The following is a 14,512-nucleotide window of genomic DNA, read 5'->3' on the forward strand; positions in this document are numbered from 1 at the left end:
ATACAAATATACTTTCTGGAACAACCAATCCATTTACAGGATATTTTGATTTTGTTGCATGATTAGCCAAGTAACACTAAAACAATCCTTGCAACATGTTATTTTCAATGCCGATGCGTTGGTAATCAAAGTCGAGTTTGTTTTTCAATAAACTCGCATAAACACTTCTAAAATCAATTTGATGCTTCAGATCGCCATTGTCCAAATCAGTTAAATTTGGATTGTTTCCAATTATTTTTCCAGTATTGTTTCCACCAATGATAAACATCGGAGCTGCCGTTCCGTGATCTGTTCCGCTGCCGTTGTCTTTTACGCGACGCCCAAATTCAGAAAAAATCACTACGGTCACATTTTGCAGAAGATTTGCTGTTTTTAAGTCACAATAAAAACTATAAACGGCATCATTGAGTTCGCCAAGCTTGGTTTTATGGATGGCCAACTGGTTTTGATGTGTGTCAAATCCGCCTTGCGAGGTATAATAAACCTTAGAATTCAGGCTTCCTTTGATTAATTTTGCAATCCATTCGAGGTTGTTGGCCAATCCCGATTTTGGATAATTGATGTTTTTTGGAGGCGATTTTGCCAATGCTTTTTGAATAACGTCTGAACCTTCATTAACGGTTTCAGCCAATTTTCTCACAAAATCAAGCTGCGGATTCCCCGAAAGCTGCACATCTTCATTGTCATGCTGATTGATTTTTCGCGCTTTATTCAGATTTTTTAAAGTCATATGATTCGGTTCCTGACCTTTCAGCGCAAGCGTATCGTTTACGTCAACATTAATTCCGCCTGTCGGATTGTGTTCTTTACATTGCAAATCCAAATATCTTCCAAGCCAGCCATCAGACAAATACTGATTCGCACCCGAAGACGTTTGCCAGATTTCCTGGCTCCGAAAATGCGAACGCACCGGTTCAGGATAACCCACGTTTTGGATGACTGATAAATCTCCATTTTGCTGCATTTCGGCAAAACTTGAAAGTGCCGGATGAAATGCCATTCCGTTAAAACGCGAAATCACATCGGATTGCTGCAATGCAATTTTTGGACGCAATTCATAATACCACGGATTGTCAACCGGAGCAAACGTGTTGAGTCCGTCGTTTCCGCCATTCAACTGAATAAACACAACGCATTGTTCTCCAATTGCCAAAGATTGCTGTTTGCCAAAAGCAAAAAGAAAATCGGGCAGGAGCAAAGTGCCGCCTGTAAAGGTTCCGGTTAATGTAAGAAATTGCCTTCTGTTCATTATATTTTTTTCAGGTTAAACCAATTGGAATTCGGGTGTTTGTACCATAAACTGAAACAATTGCAAAACATTATTTGCTGCAATTTCAGGATCTGGACTAAAATCTGGCTTTAGGATTATCTCGAAATCATCCTGTAAATCTGGCGAATCAACCGCCAATAATTGCCGTTTTAAAGATTCAATTATGGCTAAATTGTTGTCTTTATGATTCCAATCTGGAATTGGACGCTGCATATCCGGTACTTTATTTCCGTTTAAAAGGCGTCCGTTGCAAAGCCAACCGGCGACAGTGTTTCGTTGTGTAAGCGTTTGCACGGTAAGCCAATCCCTGCCGCCAGCCCAACCTTTTACATTGTATTGGGTATAAAAGCTCATGCCTTGAAGTGCGATAAAAGTTTGTATCGATGCGGGATTTGGTCTATCAATATTTAAATTGTCAAAAAGTTGTAAGATGTAAACCAGCGGATCTTTAATTTTTGTTCCTGAAATGTTTTCCTTATATTCTTCAGTAAAAATTTTAAACAACAGCGGCTGAATTTCAAAGTCTTTTTTCTTGAAATAATCGCCATAATAGCGAACCATTTTTTCATCCGGAACATCTGTAACAAACCATTTCAGGATTTTTCTAGTCAGGAAATAGGGTGATTCAGGTTGTTCAAAAATAATATCAACGAGTTCGTCTGCTTTAAATTTTCCGGTTTTCCCGAAATAGGAAACCACACTATCATCCTGCAGTTTTAAACGGTATTTTCCGCCTTCTTCAGAAACGCCTAAACCGGCAAGACTTTTGGCTCCGTTTTTTATGTCGTCTTCTGAAAAATTTCCAATTCCGATGGTAAAGAGTTCGAGCAATTCCCGACTTAAATTTTCATTTAAACTGCCTTTCTTATTATTCGTGGCATCGAGGTAAAATAGGACGGCGTTTGTTTTAAGCATCATTTTAGTCAATTCCCGAAAATTCCCGAAAGCATTTTGGCGCAGGATGTTGTTGTGCTCAAAAAGCCAGTAAGGCAGTTGTACTTTCTGTGAACTCGCTACAAAATGATTGTGCCAAAAAACAGTCATTTTTTCTCGCAGTGGCCGGTTTGATTGCATGATCCTTTCAATCCACCAATTTTTGAAATCGGTTAAATCTTGTTTTTGTTGCTTTTTGTAAGCAGCGAATACATCTTCTCCGGCAGCCTTTGCATTGTTGTTTTTTATTTTTTTTTCAAGTAATGATTTTGGGGTTTCGGCTAAAAAATCGGGAAGTGACACAACTGTTTCTGGCGCAAAAGATTCCTTTAAGAAAGCTTTGAGTCCTTTTCTTTTGATCGCATCAGCCTGAGCAGCACTATATCCGAGCCTTAAAGACCAAAGCTTTTCTTTATCCATGTTGCACTTTTTATTTTTAAGCGTTCAAATGCCTAACAAGTTTAACCAACGCCTGCAAGTCATCTTTTATTGTCGGTAATGTACGCATTGCCTGAATTTAACTTAAACGTTATCGTAGAGTTTATGAAAAAATTAAGTAATGAGTTTGCAGCGAATCCGCCAAGCATTTAGTAACTTTGAGACACTGTAACAAAAAGCCTGTTTTTCAATCACACATTCAGGCAATAAACATCCAACTTATGGCGCAACATGCCTTTACTTCAACTGACGAACTCTGTGTAAATACCATCCGTTTTTTATCGATTGATATGGTTCAAAAGGCCAACTCCGGGCATCCTGGACTGCCGTTAGGCGCTTCGCCAATGGCGTATGTGCTTTGGGACCGTTTTTTGAGATTCAACCCAAAAGACCCGCATTGGCCAAACCGCGACCGTTTTATTTTATCGGCCGGGCACGGATCGGCGATGCTTTACAGCCTTTTAAATGTGTACGGATACGATCTTCCGCTCGACGAATTAAAACGCTTCCGCCAATTGGGCTCTAAAACGCCCGGACATCCCGAATCGACGTTGGTTCCCGGAATTGAAGTCACCACTGGACCGCTCGGACAGGGTTTTGCTAACGGAATCGGAACCGCAATCGCAGAAGCTTTTTTAGCTGAAAAGTACAATAAAGACGGACAAAAAGTAATCGATCATTATACATATTCGATCGTCAGCGACGGCGATTTAATGGAAGGAATCGCTTCCGAAGCCGCTTCACTCGCCGCCCATCTAAAACTCGGCAAAATCATTTACTTATACGACGATAATAAAATTTCCCTTGACGGACCAACAAGCCTTGCCTTTACAGAAGATGTACCGGCGAGGTTTGCTGCTTATGACTGGCACACGATCACCGTTCACGACGGAAATAATTTGCAGGAAATTGAAGCCGCAATCCTCGAAGCACAAAAAGTAACCGACAAGCCTTCGCTGATTTCTGTTAAAACCATCATTGGTTTCGGAAGTCCGATGGAAGGCACAAACAAAGTGCATGGAAGTCCGCTTGGCGAAGAAAACCTCAAAAAAACCAAAGCCTTTTTCGGTTGGGATCCTGAGCAAAGCTTCGTGATTCCTGAAGAAGCCAAAGCACATTTCCAAAATGCCGGAAAACGTGGTGCCGAATTGCAGCAGCAATGGCAAGAAAATTTCAACGCTTTCGCAGATAAAAATCAGGCCGAAGCCAAATTATTCGAAACCAGCTTTAAAGGTGAATTGCCGGAAAACTGGGATGTCGAATTTCCTGTATTTCCATTGGATGAGCCGCTTGCGACCAGACAGGCTTCTGGAAAAACACTCGACGCAATCAAAAAAACCATTCCGTGGGTCATTGGCGGTTCAGCCGATCTGGCAAGTTCGAATGACACGCCCGGAAAAGGCGAAGACAGTTTCCAGCCCGGACATTATGGAAATTCAAACATCTGGTTCGGTGTGCGTGAACATGCGATGGGCGGAATGCTGAATGGATTGGCGGCACATGGCGGTATCCGGACTTATGGCGGAACTTTCCTGACTTTTTCAGATTACATGCGCGGATCGATCAGGCTTGCCGCTTTAACCGAAGCACCTGTCACTTATATTTTTACGCACGACAGCATCGGGCTTGGGGAAGATGGCCCAACGCACCAGCCGGTAGAACATGTAACCGCATTGCGCACCATTCCGAATTTAACCGTTATTCGTCCTGCTGATGCTTATGAAACTTCTGAAGCGTGGCGAATTGCGTTGAAAAGAGACAAAGGTCCGGTTGCCTTAATTCTGTCAAGACAGAAACTACCAATCATCGATCAGCAAAAATTTGCCCAGGCATCAAATGTTTCTAAGGGCGCTTACATTTTAAAAGATTCAGAAAAAACCCCACAACTGATATTGATCGCGACAGGATCGGAAGTGCATTTAATCCTCGACGCCCAGAAAAAACTCGAAGCTGAAGGAATTGCGACTCGCGTTGTAAGCATGCCGTCATTCGAATTGTTCGAAAAGCAATCAAAGGAATATAAAGACAGCGTTTTCCCTCCAAAAAACCACAACCGATTGGCTGTTGAAGCCGGAATCACGCAAGCCTGGTATAAATATGTTACCGCTGAAGGCGATGTGATCGGAATTGACCGTTTTGGGGAATCCGGGCCGGGCGAAGAAGTTCTCGAACATTTCGGATTTACCGTAGATAATGTTTACAACAGGGCCAAAGCGTTGCTAAACAAACCATCATGAAAATAGGAATCGCTGCCGATCACGCCGGATTTGAACAAAAAAACCAATTGCTCGTGCAGTTAAAATCCGCAGGTTACGAAGTAGAAGATTTTGGCGCGTTTGCTTATGATGCCAACGACGATTATCCTGATATCGTAGTCCCATTGGCCAAAGCCATTGCAAAAGGGGAAGTCCACAAAGGCATTGCCGTCTGCGGAAGCGGCGTGGGTGTTTCGGTCGCAGCCAATAAAATTAAGGGCGTTCGTGCCGCGTTAATTACCGAAACTTATTCGGCGCACCAAGGTGTAGAACACGACGACATGAATTTACTTTGCATTGGCGGACGTGTTTTAGGACAAGCCTTAATCTGGGAAATCGCAGAAACATTTGCAAAAGCGAAATATGACGGTGGTGAGCGCTTTCAAAGGCGTCTTGATAAAGTCATCGCCATCGAAAACAACAATCAATAAATCCACAATAACACTAACCAACAACAACAGATGAACGAATATGATTTTGGCACAGTAGGGCTGGGCGTCATGGGAAGCAATATTTTGCTGAACGTTGCCGACCACGGTTTCTCGGCCGCCGGACTTGACCTGAGCCCGGAAAAAGCCGCAGCATTTCAAAGTGCCGCTAAAGATGGACAAAAAGTTTTCGGAACCATAAATGCAGAAGATTTTGCAAAATCCTTAAAAACACCAAGAGCGATCATGCTTTTGGTTCCGGCCGGAATTCCGGTAGATTCAGCAATTAAAAGTTTGCTTCCCTATCTTGAAAAAGGCGACATTGTCATCGATGGCGGAAATTCTTATTTTCCTGATACCAACCGCAGGTTTCAAGAGCTTAAGGAACAAGGAATCCATTTCTTCGGAATGGGAATTTCAGGTGGCGAAAGCGGTGCGCGTTTCGGTCCGAGTATGATGCCGGGCGGCGACAAACAGGCTTATGAACGGTTGCGACCGATTTTTGAAGCGATTGCTGCGAAAGTCAACGGCGAACCTTGCGTGGCTTATCTCGGAAACGGATCGGCAGGGAATTATGTCAAAATGGTGCACAACGGAATTGAATATGCGATCATGCAATTGATTTCTGAAGTGTACGATTTATTAAAGCGCGGACTCGGACATTCGGATGCCAACATTCAACAGCTTTTTGCAGATTGGAATAAAGGTGAATTGCAATCTTTTCTTATTCAGATTACTGCAGATATTTTACAGAAAGAAGATCCGGAATCCGGAAAATTAATCGTAAACACGATTTCCGATTGGGCGCGTTCCAAAGGCACCGGAAAGTGGACTTCTCAAAACGCGATGGATTTGCAGGCTCCGATTCCGTCAATCGATGCAGCGGTGAGCATGAGAAACATGTCGGCACATAAAGAAGAACGCATCGAAGCGGCAAAATTATTAAACGGCGTTTCCACAAATACTGAAAATGTAGGAGATGCAATCCTTTCGCAACTGAAAGATGCCTATTATTTTGCGATGATCAACATCTATGCACAAGGTCTGGCACAGATCACCATCGCTTCAAAAGAATACCAATATAATATTCACCTTGAAGAGGTTACAAAAATATGGCGTGGTGGTTGTATCATTCGTGCGGCCTGTCTGGAAGATTTCCGTGAAGCATATTCAAGAACTCCGGAATTGGTCAATATCTTATTGGATGAAAAGATTGGAAGATCGGTGGAAAGCAAACATCAGGATGCCGCAGCAGTGGTAAAAGTAGCATTGGACAAACACATACCGGTTTCAGTTTTAATGTCTTCAATCGCTTATTTTGACAGTTACCGAAGCGCTATTTTGCCAACCAATTTAATTCAGGCGCAGCGCGATTATTTCGGGGCGCACCAATACGAAAGAACCGATCGCGAAGGCTTGTTCCATACCATTTGGGAAGCTGACAAACCTTGATAATATACAAATGAAATCAAACAAACAACACACTGACCCCACAATAATCGTCATTTTTGGCGGAACCGGCGACCTCGCCAAACGCAAACTCATTCCGGCTTTTTACAATTTATATTTGGATGGCTGGATGCCTGAAAAATTTGCTTTGATCGGTCTCGGACGCACCAAACTGCACGATGATGACTTCAGCCAGCATCTTTTTGAAGGATTGACCGATTTTTCAAGGAACGGAAAACCTGAAGCAGAACAATGGGATACATTCAAACAATCGGTTACTTATTTTACATCTGACATCAACGAACCGGAATCCTATAAAGGACTTGCCGCCAAAATGGATGCGATCGATGCCAAATGGGGAATTCGTGCCAACAGATTGTTTTATTTATCGGTCTCGCCCGAATTCATAGAAACCGTAACGGTTAACATCAAAAAAGCAAAGCTTGCGAATCACCCGAATACGGATCGGATCATCATCGAAAAACCTTTCGGTCACAATAAGGAAACGGCAATTGAACTCAACAAACTGCTGGTGAAAACTTTTGAAGAGCAGCAAATTTACCGCATCGACCATTATCTCGGAAAAGAAACTGTTCAGAATATTCTTGCATTTCGTTTTGCGAATACGTTATTCGAGCCACTTTGGAACCGCAATTACATTGATTATGTGCAAATTACGGTGGCTGAGGAAGTTGGCGTGGAAGAACGCGGCGGATATTACGAAGGCGCTGGTGCTTTGCGCGACATGATTCAAAACCACTTGTTGCAGATTCTTTGCATGGTCGCTATGGAACCGCCGGTTTCGTTTGAAGCAGAAGAAATCCGCAATCGAAAAGTCGATGTTTTGCGGGCTTTACGCCGAATCAGGCCTGAAGATGTGCATAAATATGCCGTTCGTGGCCAATACAACGGCGGTTGGGTTCAGGGCAAAAAAGTCGTCGGTTATAGGGAAGAGCCAAAAGTTGATAAACATTCGAATACAGAAACTTTTGCAGCAGTCAAATTCTATTTGGACAATTGGCGCTGGCAGGATGTTCCTTTTTATTTAAGAACAGGGAAACGCATGCAGGAGAAAATCTCTTCGATTACGATCCAATTCCGCCCGGTTCCGCATTCGACTTTTTCAAAAACACAGGAAGACAGCCTGATGGCAAACAGATTGACAATTAACATTCAGCCTTCAATGGACATTAGATTGCGTTTTATGTCTAAAAAGCAAGGGCTGGAAATGAACCTGAACCCGGCGGAAATGATCTTCGATTACGATGAATGCTCGACGCAAACGCCCGAAGCTTACGAAACTTTGCTTCAGGATGCCATGCACGGCGATACAACTTTGTTCATGCGATCGGATCAGGTTGAAGAAGCCTGGGACGTGATCACGCCGATACTCGAAGCCTGGGAATCGCGCGATTCTTTGGATTTTCCAAATTATGCCGCAGGAACCTGGGGACCGGAAAGTGCCGAAGCATTAATCGCAAGGCAGGGCCACGTTTGGTCATTGAATGCGCATACGACTCAAAAAAAATAATATGGTTAAAATATTTAAAGATGCAGATGCTTTGTCATTGGCTGCAGCCGAAATATTTGTTGAGGCTGCAAGAGAAGCCATTGAAGCACGCGGAAAATTTACAGTGGCTTTAACTGGCGGGTCGTCCCCGGCAAAATTATACCGATTGCTTGCAAGTGAGGCGTATAAAAAGCAAATGAACTGGAATAAAGTTTTTGTTTTTTGGGGCGATGAACGCTGGGTTCCAATCTCGGATGAAAAAAGCAATGCCGGTGCGGCGTTTCACGATTTGCTCGATCATGTTCTAATTCCCGGAAATCATATTTTTCCGATGTGGGCAGATGAAACCGAGCCCAAAGTGCGTGCCGAAGCCTATGAAAAACTGCTCCACGAATACCTTGACAACGGAAAATTCGACCTGATCCTTTCCGGAATGGGTGATGACGGACATACGGCTTCTTTATTTCCAGGAACAAAAATACTTCACGAACAAGAGAAATGGGTCGATGCTTATTATCTCGAATCACAAAAAATGTTTAGGATTACATTGACTGCACCACTCATCAACAAAGCACGAAAAAATATTGTTTTGGTTTTTGGAGCCAATAAAGCAAATGCATTGTATGAAGTGATTTCGGGTGAACGGAATTTTGAAAAATACCCTTCACAGCTTTTAAATCCGTCAGAAAATGGCGAACTTCTTTTTTTAACCGATGAAGCGGCGGCACAAAAACTACCTCAAGACATATGAAGAAAACCAGCTTAGCCATCGGTGTCGATATTGGTGGGACAAACACGAAATTTGGCGTCGTTACCAAACGAGGACGCATACTCGATGAAGGTGCGATCAAGACCAGTGAATACGAGACCGTTGAAAGTTTTATCGAAGCTTTGCATGAAAACTTAATGCCGATCATTGAAAAACACCAATCAAGGCAGGAAATTAAAGGTATCGGAATTGGTGCGCCAAACGGGAATTTCTACACCGGATCGATTGAAAATGCACCAAATTTACATTGGAAAGGCATCGTTCCGCTGACCAAACTCATCGAAGATAAATTCAAAATCCCAGCCGTCATCAACAACGATGCAAATGCTGCAGCGATTGGCGAACAGACTTTCGGGGCCGGAAAAGGCATGCAGGATTTCATCATGATCACACTTGGAACCGGAGTGGGTAGCGGCATCGTCGTGAATGGAAAAATCCTATACGGCAATCACGCGCTCGCAGGAGAACTCGGCCATACGATCATTCGCCACAACGGTCGAAAACACTGGTCAACCGGTTTGCGTGGCACGTTGGAATCGTATTGCTCAGCCACCGGAATTGCATTGACAGCAAAAAAAATGCTCAAGAAAGAAGATGCGCCCGAAAGCTTATTAAGCCAATATACATTGAAAGATATCGATTCAAAAGCCGTTTACGATTGTGCGATGAAAGGCGATGAGCTGGCAAAAAACGTGTATGCTTTCACCGGAAAAGTGCTGGGTGAAGCATTGGCTAATTTTACAATGTTCTCTTCTCCGGATGCCATCATTTTATTTGGCGGCGTGACCAAAGCAGGAGATTTGTTATTGAAACCAACCAAAGAATCAATGGAATCACATTTACTCGATACTTTTAAAAACCGCGTCAAGCTGATCTTCAGCGAACTTAAAGAAGCCGATGCTGCCATTTTAGGTGCCAGCGCACTGGTTTGGGAGATCAAAGAAAATCTTTAATATTTAGTTTATTTCAATAAAAAACCCTTTACAAATGTAGAGGGTTTCTCTTTATGTAAAAGAGTTGTGGTATATTTGATACGAGTTGAATTTAAAACACTTGTCAAATGTTCGATCAAAATTCAAAATTCAGAAGCACAGCTGCTGGTCAGGAAACCAGCGTCTGCAGTTTTCGAGGCTTTAACCAATCCCGAAATCACAACCCAGACCTGGGAATGGGAAATGTACAACGTTTCCACAACGATAAAGATCCTCGAGATCATTCTGAACGAAAAAATCAGATTTGAGTGGGGCGAACCCAGAAGAATTGCGACTTTCAGCCTTAAAGATTTAGGTGAAAATCAAACGTATGTTTTGGTTAAAGAAACCGGCTACACGGAATCGGGTGATGCATTATTATCAATTCCGCAACTCAACCGGCGGATTTACGACCGTTTAGATGGAATGAAAGCCTATCTCGAACACGGCTTAAAATTAAACCTCATTGCCGATAAATTTCCATCAGGCAAATAACAATATAAATTTCAGGACATACATTTATGGAAAACAAGCCTTTTCGAATTGGAATTTGCATGGCAGGAGCTGTTTCTGCGGGCGCGTATACCGCTGGAGTAATGGATTTTTTACTCGAAGCACTGGAAAACTGGGAACGCAAAAGAGGCGAGGCGAATGTGCCTTCACACCGCGTACAAATCCCTATAATGGGCGGCGCATCAGCTGGCGGAATGACCGCTTTGCTTGCTGCGAGTACGCTGAATAACCCGATTACGCCTGTAGATGTTCCTGTTCCTAATCAATTGCTTAACGAACATCCTGAAAACAAATTGTACCACAGTTGGGTTGATTTAACAGGAAAAGACATGTTTCCGAAAATGCTCGATACTTCGGATATTTCCTCTGGAAAAGTGATTTCTCTACTCAATTCGCGATTCATTAATGAAGTTGCCGATAAAATGCTTCGCGCCAATGCAGATCAGTGGGAACCAATGCCGAAATATTTCGAATCGCCTGTAAAAGTCTTTGTGACCTTGTCGAATCTGGAAGGCTACAATTACAATGTTGATTTTTTATCGGCCCGAAAAAAAGACAAATACAACATGTCTGTCCACAACGATTACGCTTGTTTTGAAGTCGCCGATGACGGAAAAACGTCATCAAAAGGCTGGATGCCGCTTAATTTCCAAACCGGAGTATCATTGGCTACAGCCAGGGAAGCAGCAATGGCAACAGGTGCTTTTCCTCTTGGGTTGCGTGCCCGGACGATTACGCGTGACGCCTCGCACATCAATGAAATCGGATGGCTTAAAGACGTATTCCATAAAAATCCGTTGCCGCCAGGGCCAAAGAAAAGCCTGCATGTAGACGGCGGAATGATCAACAACGAACCGTTTGAAAAAGTCCGCGACATACTCGACGACATAACGGTGACAAATGATCCTGAAACATTTAAAGAACTTGAAGACCGCGAAACCTTGCTGTTTGAAATGAACAGTCGTTATGCGACTTTCGAAAATACGGTTTTGATGATCGATCCGTTTCCCGGAAAAGAAAGTCCGGCTTTTGATTTTGCAGACGATTTACTGGCTGTCGCCGGAAAAACACTAGGTGCGATGACTGCACAAATGCGGGCAAAACCAGCCGATTACCGATCTGCGATGGAAACCGATGATGCGAGCCAGTTTCTAATTTCGCCATCGCGGTTGTTGACAGATGAAAATGGTGACGTTTTAAAAGAATTGTTCGGGGAAGAAGCGATTGCCTGCGGGACATTAGCAGGATTTGGCGGATTTTTGAGCAAGGAATTCCGCATTCACGATTACTATCTCGGAAGGCACAATTGCGAGGTTTTTTTGCGGGATTATTTTACGATTCCCGAAACGGCTTTACAGCAGAATAAAATCTTCCGTGACGGTTATGCCGGAATAGATAAGAATGCTTATGTGACACTTATTGACGATGTTCGCAGCTACCCGATCATCCCATTATTTACAGAAAGGCCGGCACCATTTACAATCAAGATGCCTGTCTTTTCAAGTGGAACAAATTGGCCGTCAACCACTTCTGAAACGATTGAAAAATTCGAAAAACCAATACGAAACCGCATTCAGAAGATCCTGTTGAATATTGCCGAACTTAGCGGATTTACAAATGCACTTTTGTGGATAGGAGCAAAGGTCATCCTGAACAAAACCCTTGAAGGCAAAGTGATGAATGCGATTAAAAAGTCGTTGACCGACTGGGAATTGCTCGACACGAAAAGAAGATGATTACTTGATTGGGGTTCCGGATGGCATTTTTGTATTGTCGTTTTTGGTATACATATCGCCATCGTGGTTTTCTGCATCAGTGCCGTCGGGAGCGCTCATTCCCGATGCTTTTTTGTCTTTGCTGACTTTACTTTGGGAAGAAGAAGCGGTAGTTGTTGATTGCTTTGAAGTTTCGCTTTGCTGACCTGCGCTTGGTTTGTCGTTTGTGTTTCTTACAGTTGTTGTCGAATTAAAATTGGTATCGATAGCGGTAGTGTCGGTGATTTGTTCTGTTGGTTCCGATGAAACTTCTGTGGTAGTATTTTCACTCTCTTTTTTACAGGAAATGCTTAGGTTTGCGAGCAATATAGAGGCAAGCATTGTTTTTACGATCGTTTTCATAATTTATATTTTTATTTAAAGCAAAGTTCGACAATTCTCCATATCAAATTTTTACACCATTGGAAGTTATTCTTATACGATTGATCCAATTTTAACGAAAACTGTGGTTTTCCCGTAAAAGATGATTTATAAGAAGTATTAATCTTGTTGTATTATTGATGATACAAATATGAGTCAAGATCCGAAATTCCAATTATACAAAAGTTCCATAGACAATCAGTTTTATTTCAGATTGAAAGCAAAAAATGGCGAAATTATTCTTTCTGGCGAAGGTTATACGACCAAACAAAATGCGCAGTTAGGCATTGAGTCCGTAAAAAAGAACGCCTTGATTGATGTCCATTATGAGCTTAAAGACAAGTTGTCAAATTATACTTTCAACCTTAAAGCTGCTAATGGTGAAATTATCGGAAGAAGCGAAAATTACACTACGGCTGCAGCAAGACAAACAGGAATGGCATCTGTAAAAAAAAATGCATCCGATGCAGCGGTTGAAGATCTGGATTAAAAGTTTACTTTAAGAATCGGAAAGTTTTAAATATAACATGGTCTAAAAATAATGTATGGTTTCAAATTTATATAATGTGTAAAAAAACTTGAAATCCAGCCATGAGTAAAGCAAATTGGCGAAGCAATTACACGGACTTGCACAAAAAAATCGTAATGATTCTTGTAATTGGTGGTTAAAAACAAATACATATTATTTTTGGACAAAATAAAATAAAAAAAGCCTCCAATTATTGAAGGCTTTATTTTGAATATTGAAATATCTGGCTTATAATGTCGCCATGTCAATTACAAAACGGTAACGAACATCGCCTTTTGTCATACGGTCATAAGCAGTTTGAATGTCTTTGATATCAATCATTTCAATTTCTGAAACGATATTATTCTCGGCACAGAAATCCAGCATTTCCTGAGTTTCGGCGATTCCGCCAATTCCAGAACCTGCCAGGCTTTTTCTGCCTCCAAGCAAACTGAAAGCGGCAATTTGCGCCGGTTCAGGTGGAACACCAACACAAATCATGGTTCCATCTGTACGCAGTAATGACAAATATAGATTGAAATCGTGCGGTGCGGAAACCGTATCAAGAATGAAATCGAAACTGCCTTTTACGGCATTCAGCTGTTCTTCATCTGAAGTGACTACAAAATGATGTGCGCCCAATTTTTTCGCGTCGGCTTCTTTATTTGGAGATGTACTTAAAATTGTGACATCTGCACCGAAAGCAACACCAAATTTCACTGCCATGTGACCCAATCCGCCAAGCCCGAGCACGGCAAGTTTGTGTCCTTTGCCTACTTTCCAGTGTCTTAGCGGCGAATAAGTCGTAATTCCGGCACAAAGCAACGGCGCAACTGCTGCTAGAGGTAATTTATCTGAAATATGCAGCACGAATTCTTCGCGAACGACAATCGTATTGCTATATCCGCCATACGTTGGGCTTGATCCATCGCGTTCCATGCTGTTGTAAGTTCCCGTATTTCCTTCGAGGCAATATTGTTCCAAATCCTTTTTACAGTTTTCACATTCCTGACAGGAATCAACCATACACCCGGTTCCGGCAAGATCGCCAACTTTAAAATTCTTTACGTGATCGCCAACTTTTATAACGCGGCCCACAATTTCATGTCCCGGAACCATTGGAAAAATTCCCGGGAACCAGTCGTTTTTGATCTGATGCAAATCAGAATGGCAAACGCCGCAATATAAAATATCGAACTGTACATCATGCGGGCCCACTTCACGGCGTGCAAAATCCCATGGAGCCAGATTGGTTTGCGGATCTTGTGCCGCGTATCCTTTTGCTTGTATCATTTTTTAATTGTTAAGTGTTTCCTCAAAGTTACACAGATTT

The 14,512-nt window shown here is 42.5% G+C and carries 13 protein-coding genes; 9 read left to right on the forward strand and 4 right to left on the reverse strand.

Annotated elements, in window-relative coordinates:
• Positions 1-76 precede the first annotated feature (76 nt).
• Positions 77-1,249, reverse strand: coding sequence for a DUF1501 domain-containing protein (locus BLS32_RS12670; protein ID WP_091396432.1), 1,173 nt, complete (start codon positions 1,247-1,249; stop codon positions 77-79).
• 15 nt (positions 1,250-1,264) lie between these two features.
• Positions 1,265-2,623: a DUF1800 domain-containing protein gene (locus tag BLS32_RS12675; RefSeq protein ID WP_091396435.1), complete on the reverse strand. Its 1,359-nt coding sequence runs from the start codon at positions 2,621-2,623 to the stop codon at positions 1,265-1,267.
• A 239-nt stretch (positions 2,624-2,862) separates the two neighbouring features.
• Between BLS32_RS12675 and tkt the strand changes: the two genes are divergently transcribed.
• The 8 genes from tkt (at position 2,863) to BLS32_RS12715 (ending at position 12,272) form a co-directional block, all read left to right on the forward strand.
• Positions 2,863-4,878, forward strand: a complete 2,016-nt coding sequence (gene tkt, locus BLS32_RS12680; RefSeq protein ID WP_091396438.1) for a transketolase — start codon at positions 2,863-2,865, stop codon at positions 4,876-4,878.
• Positions 4,875-5,327, forward strand: coding sequence for an RpiB/LacA/LacB family sugar-phosphate isomerase (locus BLS32_RS12685; RefSeq protein ID WP_091396441.1), 453 nt, complete (start codon positions 4,875-4,877; stop codon positions 5,325-5,327). The genes tkt and BLS32_RS12685 overlap by 4 nt, the downstream gene beginning before the upstream one ends.
• Positions 5,328-5,357: 30 nt before the next feature.
• Entirely contained in the window at positions 5,358-6,776 is a 1,419-nt protein-coding gene (gene gndA, locus BLS32_RS12690) for an NADP-dependent phosphogluconate dehydrogenase (RefSeq protein ID WP_091396444.1), read from the forward strand.
• A gap of 10 nt (positions 6,777-6,786) precedes the next feature.
• A complete protein-coding gene (zwf, locus tag BLS32_RS12695; protein ID WP_091396448.1) occupies positions 6,787-8,304 on the forward strand; it encodes a glucose-6-phosphate dehydrogenase in 1,518 nt (505 codons plus the stop codon).
• Between the two features lies 1 nt (position 8,305).
• Positions 8,306-9,034 carry a 6-phosphogluconolactonase gene (gene pgl / locus BLS32_RS12700; protein ID WP_091396451.1) on the forward strand — a complete coding sequence of 243 codons (729 nt, stop codon included), beginning with the start codon at positions 8,306-8,308 and terminating at the stop codon, positions 9,032-9,034.
• A complete protein-coding gene (locus tag BLS32_RS12705) occupies positions 9,031-10,005 on the forward strand; it encodes an ROK family protein (RefSeq protein WP_091396455.1) in 975 nt (324 codons plus the stop codon). Before pgl ends, BLS32_RS12705 begins: the two co-directional genes overlap by 4 nt.
• 75 nt (positions 10,006-10,080) lie before the next feature.
• Positions 10,081-10,518: an SRPBCC family protein gene (locus tag BLS32_RS12710; protein ID WP_217639575.1), complete on the forward strand. Its 438-nt coding sequence runs from the start codon at positions 10,081-10,083 to the stop codon at positions 10,516-10,518.
• A gap of 59 nt (positions 10,519-10,577) precedes the next feature.
• Positions 10,578-12,272 (forward strand): patatin-like phospholipase family protein, encoded by a 1,695-nt coding sequence (locus BLS32_RS12715; RefSeq protein WP_170227583.1) that lies wholly within the window; start codon positions 10,578-10,580, stop codon positions 12,270-12,272.
• On the opposite strand, the gene BLS32_RS12720 is transcribed toward BLS32_RS12715, so the two are convergent.
• Complete coding sequence (locus BLS32_RS12720) at positions 12,273-12,653, reverse strand: hypothetical protein (protein WP_091396462.1); 381 nt, start codon at positions 12,651-12,653, stop codon at positions 12,273-12,275. It lies immediately after the preceding gene.
• Between the two features lie 169 nt (positions 12,654-12,822).
• Here BLS32_RS12720 and BLS32_RS12725 point away from each other — a divergent pair, with 169 nt between their 5' ends.
• On the forward strand, positions 12,823-13,161 hold the full coding sequence (locus BLS32_RS12725; RefSeq protein WP_091396464.1) for a YegP family protein: 339 nt from the start codon (positions 12,823-12,825) through the stop codon (positions 13,159-13,161).
• 267 nt (positions 13,162-13,428) lie between these two features.
• On the opposite strand, the gene BLS32_RS12730 is transcribed toward BLS32_RS12725, so the two are convergent.
• Positions 13,429-14,472 carry an NAD(P)-dependent alcohol dehydrogenase gene (locus BLS32_RS12730; protein ID WP_091396467.1) on the reverse strand — a complete coding sequence of 348 codons (1,044 nt, stop codon included), beginning with the start codon at positions 14,470-14,472 and terminating at the stop codon, positions 13,429-13,431.
• Between the last annotated feature and the right edge of the window lie 40 nt (positions 14,473-14,512).

Origin of the sequence: Flavobacterium noncentrifugens (genome assembly GCF_900100375.1) — a bacterium.
Taxonomy (GTDB): domain Bacteria; phylum Bacteroidota; class Bacteroidia; order Flavobacteriales; family Flavobacteriaceae; genus Flavobacterium; species Flavobacterium noncentrifugens.

Bases quoted from the DNA above. Each gene is read 5' to 3' on its own strand.
- BLS32_RS12730 (WP_091396467.1), bottom strand. From the start codon at position 14,472: ATGATACAAGCAAAAGGATACGCGGCACAAGATCCGCAAACCAATCTG.
- tkt (WP_091396438.1), top strand. From the start codon at position 2,863: ATGGCGCAACATGCCTTTACTTCAACTGACGAACTCTGTGTAAATACC.
- BLS32_RS12675 (WP_091396435.1), bottom strand. From the start codon at position 2,623: ATGGATAAAGAAAAGCTTTGGTCTTTAAGGCTCGGATATAGTGCTGCT.
- BLS32_RS12725 (WP_091396464.1), top strand. From the start codon at position 12,823: ATGAGTCAAGATCCGAAATTCCAATTATACAAAAGTTCCATAGACAAT.
- pgl (WP_091396451.1), top strand. From the start codon at position 8,306: ATGGTTAAAATATTTAAAGATGCAGATGCTTTGTCATTGGCTGCAGCC.
- gndA (WP_091396444.1), top strand. From the start codon at position 5,358: ATGAACGAATATGATTTTGGCACAGTAGGGCTGGGCGTCATGGGAAGC.
- BLS32_RS12670 (WP_091396432.1), bottom strand. From the start codon at position 1,249: ATGAACAGAAGGCAATTTCTTACATTAACCGGAACCTTTACAGGCGGC.
- zwf (WP_091396448.1), top strand. From the start codon at position 6,787: ATGAAATCAAACAAACAACACACTGACCCCACAATAATCGTCATTTTT.
- BLS32_RS12685 (WP_091396441.1), top strand. From the start codon at position 4,875: ATGAAAATAGGAATCGCTGCCGATCACGCCGGATTTGAACAAAAAAAC.
- BLS32_RS12720 (WP_091396462.1), bottom strand. From the start codon at position 12,653: ATGAAAACGATCGTAAAAACAATGCTTGCCTCTATATTGCTCGCAAAC.
- BLS32_RS12715 (WP_170227583.1), top strand. From the start codon at position 10,578: ATGGCAGGAGCTGTTTCTGCGGGCGCGTATACCGCTGGAGTAATGGAT.
- BLS32_RS12705 (WP_091396455.1), top strand. From the start codon at position 9,031: ATGAAGAAAACCAGCTTAGCCATCGGTGTCGATATTGGTGGGACAAAC.